Source organism: Photorhabdus temperata, assembly GCF_025384845.1.
Classification (GTDB): domain Bacteria; phylum Pseudomonadota; class Gammaproteobacteria; order Enterobacterales; family Enterobacteriaceae; genus Photorhabdus; species Photorhabdus temperata.
In genome coordinates, this window is record NZ_JAJAFX010000044.1 from 19969 (window position 1) to 40857 (window position 20889).

The 20889-nt window shown below is 41.9% G+C and carries 14 protein-coding genes and 1 pseudogene; 4 read left to right on the forward strand and 11 right to left on the reverse strand.

Translation table 11 applies throughout. The annotated features are described in order from the left end of the window. Nucleotides 1-91: 91 nt before the first annotated feature. The 10 genes and pseudogenes from alaS to gpt form a co-directional block, all read right to left on the reverse strand. Nucleotides 92-2725 (reverse strand): alanine--tRNA ligase, encoded by a 2634-nt coding sequence (alaS, locus tag LGZ99_RS16515; RefSeq protein WP_262979353.1) that lies wholly within the window; start codon nt 2723-2725, stop codon nt 92-94. A 317-nt stretch (nt 2726-3042) separates the two neighbouring features. After that, the gene (gene recA / locus LGZ99_RS16520) at nt 3043-4110 is read right to left on the reverse strand and encodes a recombinase RecA (RefSeq protein WP_021325975.1); all 1068 of its coding nucleotides are present in this window, start codon (nt 4108-4110) and stop codon (nt 3043-3045) included. Between the two features lie 105 nt (nt 4111-4215). Next, entirely contained in the window at nt 4216-4719 is a 504-nt protein-coding gene (gene pncC / locus LGZ99_RS16525) for a nicotinamide-nucleotide amidase (RefSeq protein WP_262979354.1), read from the reverse strand. Nucleotides 4720-4745: 26 nt separating this feature from the next. Further along, nucleotides 4746-5900 carry a lysophospholipid transporter LplT gene (lplT, locus tag LGZ99_RS16530; protein WP_390894033.1) on the reverse strand — a complete coding sequence of 385 codons (1155 nt, stop codon included), beginning with the start codon at nt 5898-5900 and terminating at the stop codon, nt 4746-4748. A 53-nt stretch (nt 5901-5953) separates the two neighbouring features. Then, nucleotides 5954-7979 (reverse strand): annotated as a pseudogene (gene aas, locus LGZ99_RS16535) (bifunctional acyl-ACP--phospholipid O-acyltransferase/long-chain-fatty-acid--ACP ligase); the annotation flags it as partial. 88 nt (nt 7980-8067) lie between these two features. After that, a complete protein-coding gene (gene aroL, locus LGZ99_RS16540) occupies nt 8068-8592 on the reverse strand; it encodes a shikimate kinase AroL (RefSeq protein ID WP_021325970.1) in 525 nt (174 codons plus the stop codon). A gap of 174 nt (nt 8593-8766) precedes the next feature. Next, nucleotides 8767-10020, reverse strand: coding sequence for a glutamate-5-semialdehyde dehydrogenase (proA, locus tag LGZ99_RS16545; protein ID WP_036840680.1), 1254 nt, complete (start codon nt 10018-10020; stop codon nt 8767-8769). Between the two features lie 9 nt (nt 10021-10029). After that, nucleotides 10030-11133: a glutamate 5-kinase gene (proB, locus tag LGZ99_RS16550; protein WP_031280759.1), complete on the reverse strand. Its 1104-nt coding sequence runs from the start codon at nt 11131-11133 to the stop codon at nt 10030-10032. A gap of 97 nt (nt 11134-11230) precedes the next feature. Beyond that, nucleotides 11231-12478: an esterase FrsA gene (gene frsA, locus LGZ99_RS16555; RefSeq protein ID WP_036840683.1), complete on the reverse strand. Its 1248-nt coding sequence runs from the start codon at nt 12476-12478 to the stop codon at nt 11231-11233. A 14-nt stretch (nt 12479-12492) separates the two neighbouring features. Then, complete coding sequence (gene gpt / locus LGZ99_RS16560) at nt 12493-12954, reverse strand: xanthine phosphoribosyltransferase (RefSeq protein WP_021325967.1); 462 nt, start codon at nt 12952-12954, stop codon at nt 12493-12495. A 256-nt stretch (nt 12955-13210) separates the two neighbouring features. Between gpt and pepD the strand changes: the two genes are divergently transcribed. The 4 genes from pepD (at nt 13211) to LGZ99_RS25030 (ending at nt 20338) form a co-directional block, all read left to right on the forward strand. Next, nucleotides 13211-14671 carry a beta-Ala-His dipeptidase gene (gene pepD / locus LGZ99_RS16565; protein WP_021325966.1) on the forward strand — a complete coding sequence of 487 codons (1461 nt, stop codon included), beginning with the start codon at nt 13211-13213 and terminating at the stop codon, nt 14669-14671. 262 nt (nt 14672-14933) lie between these two features. Further along, nucleotides 14934-17234 carry a TonB-dependent hemoglobin/transferrin/lactoferrin family receptor gene (locus tag LGZ99_RS16570; protein ID WP_262979356.1) on the forward strand — a complete coding sequence of 767 codons (2301 nt, stop codon included), beginning with the start codon at nt 14934-14936 and terminating at the stop codon, nt 17232-17234. 702 nt (nt 17235-17936) lie between these two features. After that, a complete protein-coding gene (locus LGZ99_RS16575; RefSeq protein ID WP_023044611.1) occupies nt 17937-18251 on the forward strand; it encodes an antitoxin in 315 nt (104 codons plus the stop codon). A 2009-nt stretch (nt 18252-20260) separates the two neighbouring features. Beyond that, nucleotides 20261-20338, forward strand: a complete 78-nt coding sequence (locus LGZ99_RS25030) for a hypothetical protein (RefSeq protein WP_422630679.1) — start codon at nt 20261-20263, stop codon at nt 20336-20338. A gap of 84 nt (nt 20339-20422) precedes the next feature. Here the strand turns inward: LGZ99_RS25030 and LGZ99_RS16580 are convergent, their stop codons facing one another. Beyond that, the gene (locus LGZ99_RS16580; protein ID WP_315903507.1) at nt 20423-20716 is read right to left on the reverse strand and encodes a DcrB-related protein; all 294 of its coding nucleotides are present in this window, start codon (nt 20714-20716) and stop codon (nt 20423-20425) included. Nucleotides 20717-20889 lie beyond the last annotated feature (173 nt).

Consider the following 20889-nt stretch of genomic DNA (forward strand, 5'->3'; position numbering starts at 1 on the left):
CAAAATAAATAAATGTGCGCTCAACCTTTTAACAATTTCACAACAAGACTTCAAGGCACCATAAAAACAACTATCATGGTGCCCTCTAAACTCAGGTAAGCCGCGATGCTACCCACTCTTCCACGCTATCCAAAGCAGAAGGCAACGCTTGAACATCAGAACCACCTGCTTGGGCCATATCAGGGCGACCACCACCTTTACCACCGATTTGTTGAGCTACAGAAGAAATTAACTCACCTGCTTTTATTCTAGCAGTCAGATCCTTTGTGACACCAACAATTAGGCTGACTTTATCATCACTTATAGTAGAAAGCACAATAATTGCTGAACCCAGTTGATTTTTCAGATCATCAACCATAGTTCTCAGCATTTTAGGCTCTGTATTACTTAACTGGCTAACCAGCAACTTCACACCGTTAACGTCTTTCGCTTTACTTGCCAAAGAAGAGCTTTCCTGTGTAGCCTGTTGATCTTTAAGCTGTTGAAGTTCTTTTTCCAGTACTTTGGTTTTATCCAGTGTTACCCGTACTTTTTCACTCAGGTTATTGATATCACTTTTCACCAATTGAGCAATATCCTGAAGCAAATTAGCTTGTTGGTGCACAGATTCCAACGCTTTTTTACCTGTAATTGCTTCAATCCTACGGATACCCGCAGCAGTTCCAGATTCAGCCGTAATACGGAACAAACCAATATCACCAGTACGACTTGCGTGAGTCCCGCCACATAATTCAGTGGAAAAATTCCCCATTGACAGTACACGAACTTGCTCTTCGTATTTTTCACCAAACAGTGCCATAGCACCTTTGGTTTTTGCTGCTTCCAGATCCATCAATTCAGTCATGATCGGTGAATTCTTACGAACTTCAGCATTAACCAAATCCTCAACCTGACGGATCTGCTCCGGTTTCATTGCTTCAAAATGAGAAAAATCAAAGCGGAGATATTTATCGTTAACCAAAGAGCCTTTCTGAGATACATGTTCGCCCAAAATCTGACGTAATGCAGCATGTAACAGATGGGTTGCTGAATGATTCAAACGGATTGCATCACGACGTTCTATATCAATAACAGCATTGACCTTATGGTTTACACTTAAGCTACCCTTCGCAAGCTTACCGATGTGGCCGATAGCCTGACTGTATTTTTGTGTATCAGTAACATCAAAAGCACAATCGTTATTGCTCAGAATACCCCGGTCACCAACTTGCCCACCGGACTCAGCGTAAAACGTGGTGTTATCCAGTATAATAATCGCTTCTTCACCAGCTTGAATTTGATTGACTGATTCGCCATTACGGAAGATAGCTGTAACTGCTGCCTGCTGTTCGTTATGATCGTAACCAGAAAAATCACTGCGTTCATCAACTTTGATCAATTCATTATAATCAGTACCGAAACCACTTGATTCACGAGCCCGACGACGCTGACTTTCCATTGCAGCGGCAAAACCGTCTTCATCAACCTTAATATTGCGCTCACGGCAAACATCAGCGGTTAAATCCACAGGAAAACCATAGGTATCGTACAGACGGAAAGCGGTTTCACCATCCAGAATATCACCGGACAGTCTTGATAGTTCATCGTCCAGCAATTGCAAACCGCGTTCCAGAGTACGGGCAAATTGCTCTTCCTCTGTTCTCAATACCTGCTCAACAATGGTTTGCTGGCGCTTAAGTTCTTCTCCCGCAGCGCCCATTACTTCTATCAATGGAGCAACCAATTTATAGAAGAAGGTATCTTTAGCACCCAACATATTACCGTAACGAATAGCCCGACGGATAATACGGCGCAGAACATAACCACGGTTTTCATTGGAAGGAATAACGCCATCACAAATCAGGAACGCACATGAACGGATGTGGTCGGCAATAACCCGCAGAGATTTATTACTCAGATCATCTGTAGCACCAGTGACACCAGCCACAGCGGCAATCAGATCTCGGAACAGATCAATCTCATAGTTAGCATTAACATGCTGCAATACAGCAGCGATACGTTCCAGCCCCATACCGGTATCTACGGATGGTTTTGGCAGCGGCTCCATCGTGCCATCAGCATGACGATTGAACTGCATAAAGACGATGTTCCAGATTTCAATATATCTATCACCATCTTCCTCTGGACTTCCTGGCGGACCACCCCAGATATGATCGCCGTGATCATAAAAAATTTCAGTGCAAGGGCCACAAGGACCGGTATCACCCATCTGCCAGAAGTTATCTGATGCATAAGGAGCACCTTTATTATCACCAATGCGGATAATTCTTTCTGCTGGTATTCCAACTTCGTTTTGCCAGATATCATAGGCTTCATTATCAGTCTGATAGACAGTCACCCATAATTTTTCTTTAGGCAAATTGAACCAATCCTTGCCGGTCAGAAGTTCCCAAGCATAGCTAATAGCATCATGCTTGAAATAGTCACCAAAACTAAAATTACCCAGCATTTCAAAGAAAGTATGATGACGTGCGGTATAACCGACGTTTTCTAAATCATTATGTTTACCACCAGCACGAACACAGCGTTGAGCAGTTGTTGCTCGGGAATAAGATCTTTTGTCCTGCCCAAGAAATACATCCTTAAACTGGTTCATCCCTGCGTTGGTAAACAGCAGTGTTGGGTCATTATTTGGCACCAAAGAACTGCTTGGTACTACCTGATGCCCTTTAGTATGAAAAAAGTCGAGAAACGCTTGACGGATCTCAGCGGTGCTTTTGCTCATAATTGTCCCGAAATCAAGCTGGAAAAAACAGATTTATGAATTGGTTAGGTGGAATATTTCATCACCTATTTTCAACTCACGAATAAACAAAGTGGGGATAAGATAAAATTTCTTCCATTAGAAGTAAAATCCCAGATACATCCATTCGCTGGCAGCATTGTAAATCGTCTGGGTATTTTCTGAAAGCATGATCGCATAATATGGATAATACTTGCTTTCTGAGAGAAGAAACCGCGTCATTATTAACGCGGTTATAAGTTTGAAGACAAAACTTTTACAGCTTTAATACAAGAATACAGACTGTCGATATAATTAGATTAGAATTCTTCGTTATTGATCTCTTCGTTTTCGTTGCCTTCATAATCAGAAGCAGCACTGCTGAATTCTCCAGCATTGTTTAGCAACATCTCGCGTAATTTTTTATCCAACTCAGTAGCAGCTTCAGGATGCTCTTTCAGGTAGATGGTAGCATTCGCTTTACCCTGGCCAATTTTATCGCCATTGTAGCTGTACCATGCACCTGCTTTTTCCACCAGTTTATGCTTCACACCCAGGTCGATTAATTCACCATAAGTATTGATGCCTTCACCGTACATAATCTGGAATTCTGCTTGCTTAAATGGCGCTGCCACCTTGTTTTTGACAACCTTAACACGGGTTTCGCTACCAACGACCTCTTCGCCATTTTTCACTGAACCAATACGGCGAATATCCAGACGGACAGAAGCATAGAATTTCAGCGCATTACCACCGGTTGTGGTTTCGGGGTTACCGAACATAACCCCAATTTTCATCCGGATCTGGTTGATAAAGATCAGAAGAGTATTGGAACTTTTCAGGTTACCCGCCAGTTTGCGCATTGCCTGACTCATCATACGAGCAGCTAACCCCATATGAGAATCACCAATTTCGCCTTCGATTTCAGCTTTTGGTGTTAAAGCCGCAACGGAGTCGACAATAATGACATCAACCGCGCCGGAACGAGTCAACGCATCACAAATCTCAAGAGCTTGTTCTCCGGTGTCTGGCTGAGAACACAACAGGTTATCAATATCAACACCCAGTTTCTTCGCATAAACAGGATCAAGGGCGTGTTCAGCATCAATAAACGCACAGGTTTTACCTTCACGTTGTGCGGAGGCAATAACCTGTAATGTCAGCGTTGTCTTACCAGAAGATTCCGGGCCATAGATTTCGACAATGCGTCCCATCGGCAAGCCACCAGCACCTAATGCAATATCCAGTGACAGTGAGCCAGTGGAGATAGTTTCAACGTCCATTGAACGGTCTTCGCCCAGACGCATGATGGAACCTTTACCAAACTGTTTTTCAATTTGGCCCAGTGCCGCTGCCAGTGCTTTTTGTTTATTTTCATCAATAGCCATTTTTACTCCCTCGTAAGCAATGAAAGGGTTACCTCACTGCCGATGAATAATTTTTAATACCAAAATGTTGCCTGCAATTATACTGTATGATCATACAGTATCAAGCTAATTTTTTATAATCTCTGATAACAATGTTTTCAGAGAATAAATTGCGGATTGAAGGCGTATTTCATTTCGATCACCGTTAAAACAACAATGACGGGATACAACTTCTATCCCATTTACCGTGCGGTATGCAAACCCAAACCACACGGTGCCAACAGGCTTTTCTTCGCTTCCACCATCAGGCCCGGCAATACCACTAACAGAAACCGCCAGATCCGCGTGCGCGGCTTGCAATGCCCCTGCCGCCATCTCTCTCACCACCGGTTCACTGACAGCGCTATATTGCTGTAAAGTGGTTTCTGATACACCAAGCATCTGATGTTTGGCTTTATTACTGTATGTCACAAAGCTCCGATCAAAATAAGCAGAACTACCGGCAATATCTGAAATCGCTTTCGCCAGCCAGCCACCTGTGCAAGATTCAGCACAGGTCACCCACAATTTCTGTTGTCTCAGTTTCGTTCCCAGTTCAATACTAAGCTGAGTCAGAATTTTTTCATCCATAAACACACCTTTTATCCGGTAAAAGATCAATTTTTCTGAAACTGGTTCCAAATCCATAAACCGGTGATTGTCAAAGTAAACAGCACACCAAAACCTACTCCTGCTATGACAACCGGGACACCTATTTTAATGACCAGTGAATATAAGCCAAGCATCAGTAACATGGCGGTATTCTCACCCAAATTCTGTACTGCGATTGCATTACCGGCCCCAACCGTTTGCCTGCCGCTTTCCTGCAATAACGCATTCAGCGGAACAATAAATAGGCCGCCAAAAGTGCCAAGAATAATGAGTATCACGTGAGAAGCCCAGAGACTCTGCTGAACAGCAAAAACCACCACCATCACACCAATTAAAATACCAGCAGGCATACAACGGCGGACGGTTTTCAGTGTGATAAAACGGGCAGCACCCCCTGCGCCGATAATAATCCCAATAGCAACCATCACATTAAGTACTGTCGGCGTGCTGTTATCAACAATTCCCAAAACAACAGGTACCCATAAAACCAACAGAAATCTCAGTGTGATCCCCGCGCCCCAGAACAGACTGGTTCCAACCAAAGAAAATCGTGCTTCTTTGTTATGCCAAAGAATACAACAGGCTGAAATAAAATCTGTCAGCATCTTTTTCAGGCTCCAGCCCTTACCCTGGCAGGCTGGCGATAATTGCGGGATAAAGAAATTAACAATGACAGCAATGCCATATACCAGCGCACAAGTAAATAATGCAGCGGTCAGGCTCCAATCAGACAAAAGACCACCCGCCACAGAACCAGTGAGAATGGCAGCTATAGTTGAAGCCTCCATCAAACCATTAGCTTTTACCAAGCGATCGCCATCTGTCAATTCAACCAAAATTCCGTATTTGGCCGGTGAATATGCTGCTGCACCAATCCCAACCAAAGCATAGCCAAAAAAGGGATCATAACCCAGGCAAATACTCAACGCGCCTAATAGCTTGAAGCTATTGGCAAACAGCATCACACGACCTTTTGGAAAACGATCTGCTATTCGCCCGACAAAAGGCGCCAACAGGATATACGCGAGGACAAACACTATCTGCAATATCGGCTGGCTCCAGTCAGGATAAAACTGGGCTTTCAACTGTGCCAGAATCGCAAACAACAGAGCATTATCCGCAAAAGCCGAAAAAAACTGTGATGCCAATACGGCTTTCATACCACGGGTTAATAACGGCTGAGCAACAACAGAGGATACATTCACGATTATTATTCCTGAGCAGTCTGAAGCATTAATGAGTATTCAAGTTCCAAATCAGTAGTGAACAGCACCAATATTTCTCCTTTGCTATGATCACTCTTAACTGTAGCAACATGTCTGGTATCAGGAGAGACTTGCAATGCAAGTTTCTCCACTGTTCTGTGACACTATTTCATCTGACCGTTCAGCAAAACGTTTCACCCGATCAAGAACAGTACAGAATCCTTGTTCATCAATTAAAACAATATCTCCAGTATCGAACCAGCCACACTGAATATTCCCATGCTCATCTTCTGCCGATGGACGTGCCAAATGATTTGGATCGTCCCCCCGTAGATACCCTTTCATAACATTCGGGCCACGCAGTTGCAAACGCCCCCCTTCCCTAATACCTGCCACCGGAATCAAGCGGAATTCCATTGCCGGTAAAATTCGCCCAACAGTCCCGGCTTTAGCCATCATTGGCACATTCAATGCAACGACAGGCGCACATTCTGTCATTCCATACCCTTCCAGAATGCGGAGCCCGAATTTATCTTGCCAAACACGTTTAGTGTTCTCAGCGAGCTTTTCAACACCCGCCATTACACAACGAAGACGTGCGAAATCATAGGGATGGGCAAAACAGGCATAACTCTCCAGGAAAGTAGATGTGCCCAATAATACAGTGCTGTTACATTCATATACCAATTCCGGCACCACCCGATAGTGCAGTGGATTTGGGTAAAGGAATACCCGGCTACCCATCAACAACGGGGTAAATAGGCCAACAGTCAGTCCAAATGCATGAAACAGTGGTACAGAAGACATAAAACGATCAAGTGGATTGAAATCAGTAATAGTTTTTATCTGCTCCACATTTGCCAACAAACTAGAGTGACTATGAACCACACCTTTTGGCACACCGTCTGAACCGGACGTAAACAACACCAATGCATCATCATCCGGTTTTTGCACCACCATCGCTTGTTTCGGGAAAAAGAGATGCCACAAGATCCATAATTTATCCAGAAAAGTCACTGTACCTTTCAAATCCTCAAGATAAACCCAATTAACCTCAGTAACCTGTTCAGATAAATGCGTTAACTGCTCCTTTTCCAGAAACTGTCGGGAAGTCACAACCGTTTTGATATTGGCGGTTGTTATGGCATTTTTCAGCCCGTAGCTGTCTGCGGTATAGTTTAACAGGGCGGGAATTCTGCCTCTCAAAGATGCGCCAAATATAGCCGCTGCCATAATAGTGGTATTTGGTAAAAGAAAACCAATCCGTTCATTCCGACAGGTAAAACGTTGCAAAATACGGCTAATACCCAGCGTTTTTTTAAGTAAACTGTTATAGCTATCTTCTTTAAAAGAAGCATCTTCAATACAGGGCTTAAAGCGGCCAAATCGCTTTTGTGCAACCAGTAAAGATTCAAATATTGTTTCTTGCGGACAAGTCGCCATTCGTGCACTCATCATGATTTCATGCAAGCGTTCTCCCGCCAAACGGCGTCTCTGGTCCGCGCTAGGTGCATCCGGCATTGGCAATTGTGTGGCAGGCAGAATTTTTATTGTCACCTTCGGAAAAAGATGAAGCTTGAAGATACCTTTTAATCGGCTGAATATCGTTTGCTCCAACCCCTCAATGCGGACAGGCACCACCATTGCTCCCGATACAGCGGCAATAAAAGCCGCCCCATCGTAGATTTTCATTAAAGAACCAGTAACCGTAATTCGTCCCTCAGGGAAGACAACTATCGGTCTTCCTTTACCTATTTCTTTGACCAATCCCCTGACCGCCATTGGATTTATGGGATCCAAAGGCACTATTTCAACATAGCGCCTTACCCATTTCATAAAACCCCGGTTTGCAATGTTGGAGTAAACAGCAAATACCGGCTTAACAGGTAAGAAAAGTGTTAACAAAACACCATCAAGAAAAGAGACATGATTAGGTGTGATAAGGCATTTTGGGTAGGTAAATTGTTTAATATCTCCTTCTATCGTTAAACGGAACATCAAACGAAAAACAAGTTTTAGAAAAAAAAACAACATATTCGTATCTCAACCCATTTGAAAAATAAATAGAAGATATTATTTATCATCTGATACTATAATATTTTTATTTTTAAATAAAAAAGTGTCAGGATATTCTTCTGGGAAGAATAATTTCTTTCACACAAGCTATAATTCTTTCCGGTGAAAGTTGCGCATTAATAATATGATCTGCACACTCACAATAGAGATTCTCCCTTGCAGTGAGGACTTCTTCCATTTCTTCAACAATAGATTTTCCAGTTAAACTGGGACGTTGAGTACTTTCCGGCTGCTGCATTAATCGCTCAGCCAATATGTCAGCGGAAGCCTGAAGATAAATCACCGTACCATTTTGTCGCATATATTGGCGATTTTCAGCAGAAAGAATAATCCCACCACCGGTGGAAATAACCCGATTACTTTGACTAACTTGTTGTAAAACCTTAGTTTCCAATTGCCGAAATTGTTGCCACCCTTGCTGGTTAACAATATCCGCAATGGTCATATTACTGACTTGTTGGATATGATGATCGGTGTCAATAAATGTGTACGATAATTCATTGGCTAATCGCTTTCCAACCGTCGTTTTTCCTGCCCCACGCGCACCTACAATAAACAATATTGGGTTCATTGCCTGATATCCTTGGTAAATTTCATCGTTAAAAATATATTAACAGCTATAGTAACCAGAACTTTACATCAACGTAAAATCAAAAGTGAATCTATATGGAAAAAGCTACCCCAAAACATGATCCTACCGATATATCAATTAATCAGACACACTTTTGGGGTAACAATAAACAGATTACTTACGGATTAAATTATCGCCATAACCAACCCACTTATACGTAGTCAGCGCATCTAATCCCATTGGACCACGGGAATGCAGTTTCTGAGTACTGACGGCAACCTCCGCCCCCAAACCAAACTGTCCACCATCAGTAAAACGAGTGCTGGCATTCACATAAACCGCCGCAGAATCTACCTGACGAACAAAATAGTCGGCATTGTGCAAAGATTGAGTCAGAATCGCATCAGAATGGGACGTGCCGTATGTACGGATATGGCTAATTGCCCGATCAATATCACTGACAATTTCCACATTCATATCCAAAGATAACCATTCATCACTGTAATCTGCTTCTGCCACATCCACGACTTTTGCAGGGCCTTCCCGCAAAAATTCCATTGCTGATTTACTCGCGTGAAGGGTAACACCTTGTGCTGCCATATTCCTGCTCAATACCGGCAGAAAATCTGCCGCGATCCTATGATGTACCAATAATGTTTCCAAAGCATTACAGGCGCTTGGTCGTTGAACCTTAGCGTTAGTGATGACAGTCAATGCCTTATCGAAATCAGCACTTTCATCGACAAAAGTGTGACAGACGCCGATACCACCGGTAATAACCGGAATGGTTGACTGCTCACGGCACAGCTTATGCAACCCAGCGCCACCGCGTGGAATCAGCATATCCACATAACGGTCCATTTTCAGCAGCTGAGTAACTAATTCACGATCCGGTTTATCTATCGCCTGCACTGCTGCGGCAGGTAACCCACTCTGCTCAAGTGCCTGCTGAATGACTTTCACTGTTGCCTGATTAGTGTTATGAGTTTCTTTACCACCACGCAAAATAACGGCATTACCTGTTTTCAAACACAGAGATGCAACATCAATAGTGACATTAGGACGGGCTTCATAAATCACCCCAATCACACCAAGCGGTACACGGCGACGTTCTAACTTCAAACCACTATCAAGCAAGCTACCATCAATAACTTGCCCTACCGGGTCAGATAAACGACACACCTGGCGAACATCATTAGCTATCGCTGCCAAACGTTCTTGTGTCAGTAACAGACGATCCAGCAACGCTTCACTCATTCCCTGTTCACGAGCCTGAGCCATATCAAGCTGATTAGCTTCGAGAATGATTGTACTTTTCTGCTCCAGCAAATCTGCAATGTGGATTAATACCTGATTTTTCTGTTTCGTACTTAGCTGTGCCAGTTGCCATGAGGCTTCTCTGGCAGCCTTTCCCACTTGCTCTAACATTATGAACCCCTAACTCACAATCATGTCGTCACGATGAACCGCAACAGCGCCATATTCATAACCAAGAATTTGGTTTATCTGCTGTGAATGATGGCCTGCAATCAAACGCAAAGCATCACTGTTATAGCGGCAAACGCCGTGCGCCAAATCCTTACCAGACAGACTACGAATACAGATAACTTCTCCACGGGAGAAATCACCTTTAATATTTTTAATTCCCTTCGGCAACAAAGAGCTGCCTTTTTCACAGATTGCGGTTTCAGCACCGTGATCAACAATAATTTCACCCGCAGGCGGGGCGCCAAAAATCCAACGCTTGCGATTTTCCATCGGGCTTTCCAACCCATGAAAGCGAGTCCCCACCGGATTACCTTCAATGACATCCACGATAACATCCGGTTTATTACCGGCAGCAATAATGACATCAATACCGGCCCGGCCTGCAATACCCGCCGCCTGAAGCTTAGTCGCCATTCCACCCGTCCCTAAACCGGAAACGCTATCACCGGCAACCATACGTAATTCGTCGCTGATATCATAAACTTCCGGAATAAGTTCTGCATTGGTATTACTGCGCGGATCAGCGGTATATAGCCCTTCAATATCAGTCAATAATAACAGTTTATCTGCTCCACCCAGAATTGCTGCCAGTGCAGATAAATTATCATTATCGCCAACTTTAATTTCCGCAGTTGCAACCGCATCATTCTCATTGATTATAGGAACAATGCGATTATCAAGCAGGGCATTTAAGGTATCTCTGGCGTTTAAAAAACGCTCCCGATCTTCTAAATCCGCACGGGTCAGTAACATTTGACCAACATGAATACCGTAAATAGAAAAAAACTGTTCCCACAGCTGAATCAACCGGCTCTGGCCTACTGCCGCCAACAATTGCTTAGAAGCAATAGTTGCAGGTAAATCCGGATATCCCAGATGCTCCCGGCCAGCCGCAATAGCCCCGGAAGTTACAATAATAATACGGTGGCCTTTTTCATGTTGTTGAGCACATTGGCGTACCAGCTCTACAATACGAGCCCGGTTCAGACGACGAGAGCCGCCGGTCAATACACTTGTCCCCAGCTTCACAACCAATGTTTGGCTACCATTCATCATATTTTTGCCGTTATATTTAATTTGAAAAAACAGCGTTCAGTTTTAGCAGGAGAGAAGCGTTATGCCAACAGGCATAACGCTAAATTGAAAAAATCTAACCCATTTTATTTTTCAACCACTGACTGGTTTCCTGTAATGCCTTATTGAAGCTGCTGTAAACAGGCGTTATCGGAATAGTCAATAATTTACCGTCCATTGATGACATTGCTATCAGCTTTGATTCTTCCTTCGGGCTGAAAATATCATTCTGCCAGTAACCGGCTAGCATAGGAACAGAACAACGTCGGCCCAATAGACCTTGTTTTTTAAGGGAATAACAACCAAGTTCGAGGCGAAACGCATTTTCATCCACATTATAAATACCCATCCGGCTGGCAAACATATCGAGATACATCACAGGGGCATTTTGCTGGCGTTCCGCGCTATTGAGCCACTCATGGACAATAGCGCCAAAAGTCGCAATACATTTGATACGTTTAGATTCCAAATATGCCAGGCGGACCGCAATATTAGCACCAAAACGGAAACCCAAAACGCCAACCCGTGTATGGTCAATCCAAGGGATGTTATCCAGTTGATGGATTATTTGTTGATGCAGAGTACAAGTATCCTGTGTCAATCGCAGACGTGAGCAGTAACCCACTGAAGGCATATCCACCGTTAGCATGGCGAATCCCAAAGGCGCCAGATAATCACGGAATAACTGATAATAATCACTTTGCAAATTATCTAAGCTGCCACACACCAGAATAGTTGGAGAAGGCCCTTGTGGTCGTTGAGGCAAATGCAGAAAGCCAGTGACACAACCGCCCTCTTTCAGTTTGAACTCTATCTTCCTCAACTGATAATCAGAACAACGGGCCGCATTTTCATAGGCTTTATTTGCCAAAACAACAGCCTGCTGAGACAGATCGTCACCTTTGAGATGAGGATAACCGGCGATGCTATACAAATTGGCCGCTTTCAACCAGCAATTGCCCGCTTCGGCGGCCTGTTCTGTCTGTAACGCTCTCTGTTGCCACAGCATCGCCTGATGTGACCACTCAAAAATCCAATTACCTTTGCGATACCCAACCACGGTATCCAGTAAATTATCATCACTGCGTTGAGCGTTTGCCATGGCAATCCGGCACAAGACTTCTTCTATCTCAAAAGGATCAATTCCCCGCCAAATCCACATCAGCCGGTTAATCATGCGATACCAGCTCCCATGACTATTACCATCCAACGTATTGTAATTACCGGCAATCAGCCGGGGATGGCGATGCTTTACCAGCGTGGAAGTTTCCTGATGCTTTTGTCTTGGCTTAAAAAGTGATTCTGAAAGATTTTGATTTGCCATAAAAAATGCTGATTTTATTTACTTTCACAAATTGGCGGGACGAATACTACGCTCATATCCCAAGGTTGCTCGATCCAAGTATCTTGCGGAATATCAACAACATAATCATCAACAAGAGGACGACCTGCCGGTTTGGCGAAAATAGTCACAAAATGCGCTTTTGGATACATATCACGAATAACCTGAGCGGTGCCCCCAGTATCAACCAAATCATCTACAACGATGAAACCTTCACCATCACCTTCTGCTTTTTTCAGCACTTGCAGATCACGTTGATTATTATGGTCATAGCTGGAAATACAGACAGTATCTACATGACGGATACCTAATTCACGCGCCAGAAGCGCCCCAGGGACAAGACCGCCCCGACTCACAGCAATGATACCTTTCCACTGTTCGACAGGGAGTAAACGTTGTGCCAATTTACGGGCATGTATTTGCAACATATCCCAGGTTACGACATATTTTTCGCTCATAAGAATGGATCCCGGCAACTTAAGAATATTTCAGAAAAGAGTTTTCGCAGAAAAAGTTGCGCGAGATTATATTGATTTAGGTCAGTAAAAACCAGCGGAAACAGGGAATCGATGAATCACATTATCCTTACCAAAAGAAAGTGGTATTCTGAGCTCAATAGCATCAAAGCGTTAATCGCTCGTAATAATAAAACCTATGTCTCTGGTAGAGAGTAGTATTTCCATCTTATTGAGATGCAGTCACAGGAGATTCGTCGTGTCAGAACTATCACAATTATCCCCTCAGCCTCTGTGGGACATCTTTGCCAAAATCTGTTCTATCCCTCACCCTTCTTATCATGAAGAAGCGCTGGCAACCCACATTGTTCAGTGGGCGCAGGAAAAAGGCTTGCACGTTGAACGCGATCAGGTTGGCAATATTCTGCTCAGAAAGCCAGCCAGTAAAGGGCTGGAAAATCGTAAAGCGGTTGTTCTGCAAGCTCACCTTGATATGGTGCCACAGAAAAACAACGATACAGAACATGACTTCACTAAAGATCCTATCCGTCCTTATATTGATGATGAATGGGTTACTGCACAAGGTACAACATTGGGTGCAGATAATGGTATTGGCCTTGCGTCAGCATTAGCCGTGCTGGCTGATGACAACGTAAAACATGGCCCTCTGGAAGTTTTACTGACCATGACGGAAGAAACCGGAATGGATGGTGCTTTTGGCCTGCAACCGGGTTGGCTGCAAGCTGATATTTTAATCAATACCGATTCAGAAGAAGAAGGCGAAATCTACATGGGTTGTGCCGGAGGTATCGATTTCACCACCACGTTAGCACTTACCCGAGAAACGGTTCCGGCTCACTACAAAACACTAAAACTCACCATCAAAGGTCTGAAAGGCGGGCATTCCGGTTGTGATATTCATTTAGGGTTGGGTAATGCCAACAAACTACTGGCACGATTCCTTGCTGCCCATACTGAGGAACTGGAGCTAAAACTGCTTGAGTTCCAGGGCGGTACGCTGCGTAATGCCATTCCACGAGAAGGTCATGTTATTGTTGCCGTCCCCGCAGATAAAACAGCGCGGCTGACCCAACTGAAAGATAAATACCTAGGGATCCTGCAAAATGAATATGCCATCGTCGAGAAAAATCTGACGGTATTGCTGGAAGAGGTTGAAACCGATATTCAGGCACTGACTGATGATTGCCAGAACCGTTTTATCTCATTGTTGAACAGTACACCAAACGGTGTTATCCGTATGAGTGATATCATCAAAGGCGTAGTAGAAACTTCTCTCAACGTGGGCGTTGTCACTATGGAACAGGATAAGGTCAATATTATTTGTCTGATCCGTTCGCTTATCGACAGCGGCAAATCCTACATTATAGGTATGCTCGGTTCCCTGGCAAAACTGTCAAACGCTGAAATTACCTCCAAAGGCGGTTATCCAGGCTGGCAGCCGGATGCAAATTCTCCGGTGATGCACCTGGTACGTGAAACCTATCAACAGCTGTTCGATAAAACCCCCAATATTATGGTGATTCACGCAGGGCTGGAATGTGGTCTGTTTAAGAAACCTTATCCTGATATGGATATGGTCTCTATCGGGCCAACCATCACAGGCGCTCACTCCCCTGATGAACAAGTTCACATCAAAAGTGTTGGACAATATTGGCAACTGCTGACCGCAGTCCTGAAAGCTATTCCTGAAAAATCTTAATCAAATCCCCCCTGCTCCGATGTAGCAGCAGGGGAACTACCATTCAAGCAACAGTTGCCGATCAATTTGTGGGTCCAGCAAAGTCACATGCAGACCCACTAAGCGAACTCCGCGCCCTTCCCGTCGGGATACCCATCATTAAAATCAATCAGAAAAAAAAGTTAATCCCGTTATTAACTTTTTTCTGCCCGATTTCCTTCGTCGAGTGACCTGTTTAAATTAAGTTCTTTTACTTGGCTACATTCCAAAGGTATTTATGACAATGAAAAATCGCGGGAAACAACAAAAAACATCCGTATCAGGAACAACACAGCAAATTAATCGCACTGTTCGTTATGCTTTATCAGGCATGATTGTGCTTAGTGCGGGTCTGCCCAGTTATCTGACAGCACAGGAGAATGAAACACAAAAAGTCGCAGAAAAGTTAGAAAAGTCAGAGAAAGTGATTGCCTTTCCCGCGCTTTCCGTTATTGGCGAGTTAAACAATAGCGTCAGCGCAGGAAGTTCTGTATTAAGAAAATCAGATATTGAGCGTACCCAGGCAGACAATATCGCCGAGTTACTCAATCAACTCCCTGGCGTTTCGATGTCAGGCTCGCCCCGCCCAGGAGGTCAAACCCTGAACATCTGGGGAATGGGTGATACAGAAGACATCAAAATCACACTGGATGATGCACCAAAAGGCTTCGAAAAATATCGTCAGGGATCGATCTTTATTGAGCCGGAATTAATCAAACAGGTCGATGTCGATAAAGGCCCGCATAACCTGCTTGACGGTAATGGTGGATTTGGCGGAACAGTTAAAATTGTCACTAAAGATGCAAGTGATCTATTACAGCCAGGAGAAGATTTTGGTGGATTACTGAAATACGGTTATCACACCAATGACCGCCAAAATATTTATAGCAGCGCAATCTATGGCCGGACAATAGAAGGCTTTGCCGACGGCTTGTTATATATGAATAAACGGGATGGCGGCAATATCAAACGACCGGATGGCACCCGTTTTGCTTTCTCTAAAAGCGATCAGGCATCCTATTTACTGAAAACTAATTTTTACCTGAATGATACTCACACATTAACACTTTCCGCTATGCGTTCTGATTCTGCGGGCTGGCAGCCATGGGCAGCAAAACGCGATGAAATAGTCGTTCCGTCAGAATCTGAGGTTGAAAAATATGGTTGGAATGAAGCCTGGCGCCGTAAATTAATTTATCGTGATCAAACGGATCAAAACTACACCGCCAAGTGGAATATCGCACCGGAAGACAATCCGTTACTTAACCTAACAGCAACCTATGCCTATTCGAAAACAGAACAGCATGATAAACGCTCTGAAAAAGCCCACAGCGGTTTTATTGGTTCATTGGGAAATGAAAGCTGGATCGACTATGTGGATAACTTAGCAGATATAAACAACAAAAGTGCATTTATAACCGGGCGCATAGAACACACATTACTCGTTGGAGCTCGTTGGCATAAAAATCAACGTAATACCCTTATGCATGATAAAAGCAAAGACAAAAGACCTGAATATAATTATGGCTATTTTCAGCCAACCTACATGCCTTCAGGAGAACAAAAAACGAATAGTTTCTATTTGCAGGATGAAATGGTTATCGGCAGCGTTACTGTGACGCCCGGTGTTCGCTATGACCATATCACCAATACCGGCAAACCCAATATCGCGGCAATCTACAATGATAATTCCCCAAATGTAGGCCATGATTACAGCAGCGTCACCTATACTGGCTGGTCTCCACATTTAGGTATCATGTGGAAAGCAATGCAAAACCTGTCACTATTTTCGGATGTCAGCCGGACATGGCGTGCGCCACTCGTGGATGAACAGTATGAAATGCAATATGCACAAGCGAGTGTCACGGCCACCAGCCGTAATTTAGATGTAGAAAGAATGACTGGTTTACGCTTCGGTGCGATTCTGAATTTCAATGACCTGCTGGCAGACCAAGATAGTTTACAAATCCGTACGACTTTATTCCGTAACAGAGGCAAGGATGAAATATTTGTCCGTCGTGGAGTCGTGTGTAAATCACCGGATTGCGGAAAACCTTTATCCAACTACCGTAATTTACCGGGATACACCATTCAGGGGCTGGAAATCGAAACTTTCTACGACAGCAATCACTTGTTTGGAAAACTTTCTTATTCAACTATCCGTGGTCAAAGAGATGCTTCACCACGCGATCCTTGGGGTAACAAAACCTGGATTGCAGAAATTCCACCCACCTCAGCCCGTTCCATGTTAGGCGTAAAAATCCCTCAATGGCAGATGACAATGGGCTGGACCGGCGATTTTATCCGTAAGCAAGATCGATCGCCTAAAGATGGCGATCCCATGGCGGTACTCTGGTCAATACCCAAAAGCCAAGGTTACGTCCTGCACGGTTTGTTCGCCAGTTGGCAACCTGATTTCCAACAAGGCCTTGAAGCCCGTGTAACGGTAAATAACCTGTTTAATCATGATTATTACCCATATCTCAGTGAATCTGTTTCTGGGGTTGGACGTAACATTAAATTCAGTATCTCCCAGAAGTTCTGATTTCTCACCTGTAGTTCCCTCTTTTTGGGGGAACTCAGACTGCTAATTAACCTAATTTGAAATTTCGTTTTATCGGAAACTTTAGATAGCGTGTTATCGGCTGATTCGTTTTCTCTAGTGCTTTAATAATGCTTTATTGCATCAACGATGGTAAAAGTCTGGCAGATTAATCAGCCAGAAAGGTTATAATGGATAAACAGATATTTAAACGTTAAAATAACGATTAAATATTTTATAAAGCAACGACATGAATTGATTTTAGCATGAAAACATTAAAGATATAAAAAGAGGAATGGTTTAAATCAAACCGTAAAAAACAATGCTATTGGAATGATTAAAGCCGTGTAAAGAAAATTTAAACCGGCATATTTAACGTTTTGGTTTTGCATAATAAATACAACATAATAACGCTGAAAGTAATCCGGTCCATATTCGTTTAAATCATTTATTTACGAATTTTATTACTCCGATTTTTCATGATTAATGATTTAATCGGTTTATGGAAAAGTTTATTCCAGGTTGAAAACGTTATTAAAGCCGGTTTCTTGAAACTCTTTAGCTATGGAGGCCACAAATATATTGCTAATCAGCTAAAGATAAGCCGATCAACTGTCTACAAGGTACTGGTTTCAGATCAAATATAGAGCTATACTTAGCTCTATATTTGATCTATTGTATAATTTTTCCGAGCGGAGGTTTTCCATGTTGCAGAAAGTCATGTGTGGCTACACAACAGCTATCAGTAAGTTTAAATCCAATCCCAGTGCAGCATTGGCAGAAGCCCAGGGAGATGCTATTGCTGTTTCATCTAACAATCAGATCCAGTTCTACGCGGTTCCTGCTGCGCTTTTTGAGGAAATGAGCGCGTTTTGTGAATATGCGCAACGGGGAAGTACGGAGTTGAAAAACATCCCGGCCAATTTCACCGGAGAAGGGCTAAATATGAATAAAATAGCTACTAAGATGGCTGCAAAAATCAAAGAGGGGATGTCCGGGGACTACGAAGAATGGTCGTAAGATATGGACATATCTCTCCGAAGAAAGGATACGACCATTCTTTAGTGATCTACTGGTGATAAACAACACCTTAAATCACCAGCAGATCATTTTCACCTACTCGTTTAAATCATTTACGGGTTTTGTTACTCCGATTTTTCATGATTGATGATTTAATTGGTTTATGAAAAAGTTTATTCACTGATTGAAAATGTTATTTAAACCAGTTAATTTTTTAAATATATTATCTGATTAACCTATTCTATGTTCTTATTTATCCTTTTTCACTGATATTTTTATGATGAGCAGCTTTTAAATTGTTATTAAAAGCCATTTTTTAACCTCTATTTTTAATTGGTATAATAAGGTTTTAATCGTTGTTTTTACTACTCTTACTGCCTGATTTATATTAAGTTTAATCATCATGGTATATTGTGTTTTACGTTTAATCAACGTTGATAATACTCACTTTTTATCTTTATTGACGTTGTTTTACTGGCAATCCCGAGCAGTTTTCATAAATCACCCTCCTTTACTTTATCCTGATAAATCAACCCGTAAATAGACTGAGAGTATAAAAATACCCTTTTATGTTTTTTCGGATAATATTCTTTTTCTCGCTGATTTTTTTCAACTCTCTGTTAATGGGATTCGATTAGATTCAATTAACATCCTTTTAAAAATTTAACTTATAGTTAAATCTGCTCTTTATATAAAAGCTTTAATATCTCTGTTTTCTTAATTTCAAATAGTCATAGCAAGCCAAGTAAATGTAAAATAATAACGTTGTAAGTAGCCTGGGATTTTATTCAGTTAAATCATTTACTTTTGGGTTTTGTTATTCCGATTTTTCATGATTGATGATTTAATTGGTTTATGAAAAAGTTTATTCACTGATTGAAAATGCCATTTAAACCAGTTAATTTTAAATATATTATCTGATTAACCTATTCTATGTTCTTATTTATCCTTTTTCATTGATGTTTTTATGATGAGCAGCTTTTAAATTGTTATTAAAAGCCATTTTTTTAACCTCTGTTTTTAATTGGTATAATAAGGTTTTAATCGTTGTTTTTACTACTCTTAATACCTGTTTTATATTAAGTTTAATCATTATGGTATATTGTGTTTCACGTTTAATCAACGTTAATTATACTTGCTTTTTATCTTTGCCAATGCTGTTTTACTGGCAATTTTGAACAGTTTTCATAAGTTACTCTCCTTTCTTTGTATCTTCATAAATCAACCAGTAAATAGCTTGACGGTATAAAGATGCCCCTTTATGTTTTTTCGGATAATATTATTTTTTTCGCTGATTTCTTTTTAATTTTCTGTTAATGGTTAATGGATTTCGATTAAATTTTATTAACGTGTTTTTAAATAGCTGCACTTATAGTTAAATCCGTCTTTTATATAAAATCTTTAATATCTCTGCTTTTTTGTTTCTAAATATCATGGCAGGTTAGGTAAATGTAAAATAAGTGGAGGATAGCATTGCCGATAAAAAAATTAAATATGGATGTGAATAGGCCGTTAAAGGGAAATGCAGATAAAAAGATAAAAAGATAAAAAGATAAAAAGATAAAAAGATAAAAAGATAAAAAGATAAAAAGATAAAAAGAACCATTTTAAAATGGTGATATCGAGTAAAGCGTTTTTTGTTCCGATAGTTTTCTTATTTTTTAATTAAAAATTTATTTAATGAATGGTTTCCATTGAGATATTTTTGTAAATCTAATAGTTTTTCCGTTTCCCGCCTTGTATTTAAATTTTCCCATTTTCATTAAATTGACACTCGAATTTTATCGCTTTTCCTTTTTCCTGTATTTGATTTTTAGGTTCAAAACCAAAAGGGATAATAGATATACTAATGGTATTAAAATCAAAGTCCATTTCTTTAATCATTTTTAATACTGATAAACGCTATTGTTATTTTTTCGCTATGCGGTTAACTCTGTTAAATGTTTTAATATAATCTCATATTTTTGTTACTTCAATTAACCCACATTGAAGCGTTGGCCTTAGCTCAGTTGGTTAAGCGGTTAAACTGGGAGGAGATACTCGCCAGTGCGGTGAATGACAAGGAAACATACCAGATCTATCTATAAGCTCCAATCAGCGCTGGCTTACCGTAGCTATGCACCCCGGTAGATCACTCATCAGGCCGGAAGATCTCGGAGATCTTCCGGCCTTCATTTAACAATGATACGTATATAACGGGAGAGCAGCGCCGTGCCTTGCAGCAGGTTACCGCCCAGCGTCGCGGGCTGTTCTTCCAATAACTGCCAGTCGCACAGACCGTTTTTCAGCAGACCTTTCTGGCGAGTGAGGTAACTGGGGAGATCTTCGCCTTCGATTAACTGATCGCGCGAGATATTCAGCGCGGGGGCATCGGGAGCGATGATGATGTTTACGGTCTGTTCCTGATAGCCTTCCGGTAACGTAATGCTGCCTTCCGTGAACCGACAACGTGGGAGATTGTCTATCTTTCTTTAGTCTTATTTAATCATTAAGTGATGTTATTAATACATTAAGCATGTTCGTCAAAATTGATAATCATTACTGAACAGAATTGGGAGGTATCACCTTCTCAGTCATCAATAAAGATACATAATCAATAATGTTATCCGCTTAATATTCAGGCAAAAGAATATAACAA

Bases quoted from the DNA above. Each gene is read 5' to 3' on its own strand.
- alaS (WP_262979353.1), bottom strand. From the start codon at position 2,725: ATGAGCAAAAGCACCGCTGAGATCCGTCAAGCGTTTCTCGACTTTTTT.
- recA (WP_021325975.1), bottom strand. From the start codon at position 4,110: ATGGCTATTGATGAAAATAAACAAAAAGCACTGGCAGCGGCACTGGGC.
- gpt (WP_021325967.1), bottom strand. From the start codon at position 12,954: ATGAGCGAAAAATATGTCGTAACCTGGGATATGTTGCAAATACATGCC.
- proA (WP_036840680.1), bottom strand. From the start codon at position 10,020: ATGTTAGAGCAAGTGGGAAAGGCTGCCAGAGAAGCCTCATGGCAACTG.
- LGZ99_RS16570 (WP_262979356.1), top strand. From the start codon at position 14,934: ATGAAAAATCGCGGGAAACAACAAAAAACATCCGTATCAGGAACAACA.
- LGZ99_RS16575 (WP_023044611.1), top strand. From the start codon at position 17,937: ATGTTGCAGAAAGTCATGTGTGGCTACACAACAGCTATCAGTAAGTTT.
- lplT (WP_390894033.1), bottom strand. From the start codon at position 5,900: ATGAAAGCCGTATTGGCATCACAGTTTTTTTCGGCTTTTGCGGATAAT.
- aroL (WP_021325970.1), bottom strand. From the start codon at position 8,592: ATGAACCCAATATTGTTTATTGTAGGTGCGCGTGGGGCAGGAAAAACG.
- pncC (WP_262979354.1), bottom strand. From the start codon at position 4,719: ATGGATGAAAAAATTCTGACTCAGCTTAGTATTGAACTGGGAACGAAA.
- frsA (WP_036840683.1), bottom strand. From the start codon at position 12,478: ATGGCAAATCAAAATCTTTCAGAATCACTTTTTAAGCCAAGACAAAAG.
- proB (WP_031280759.1), bottom strand. From the start codon at position 11,133: ATGAATGGTAGCCAAACATTGGTTGTGAAGCTGGGGACAAGTGTATTG.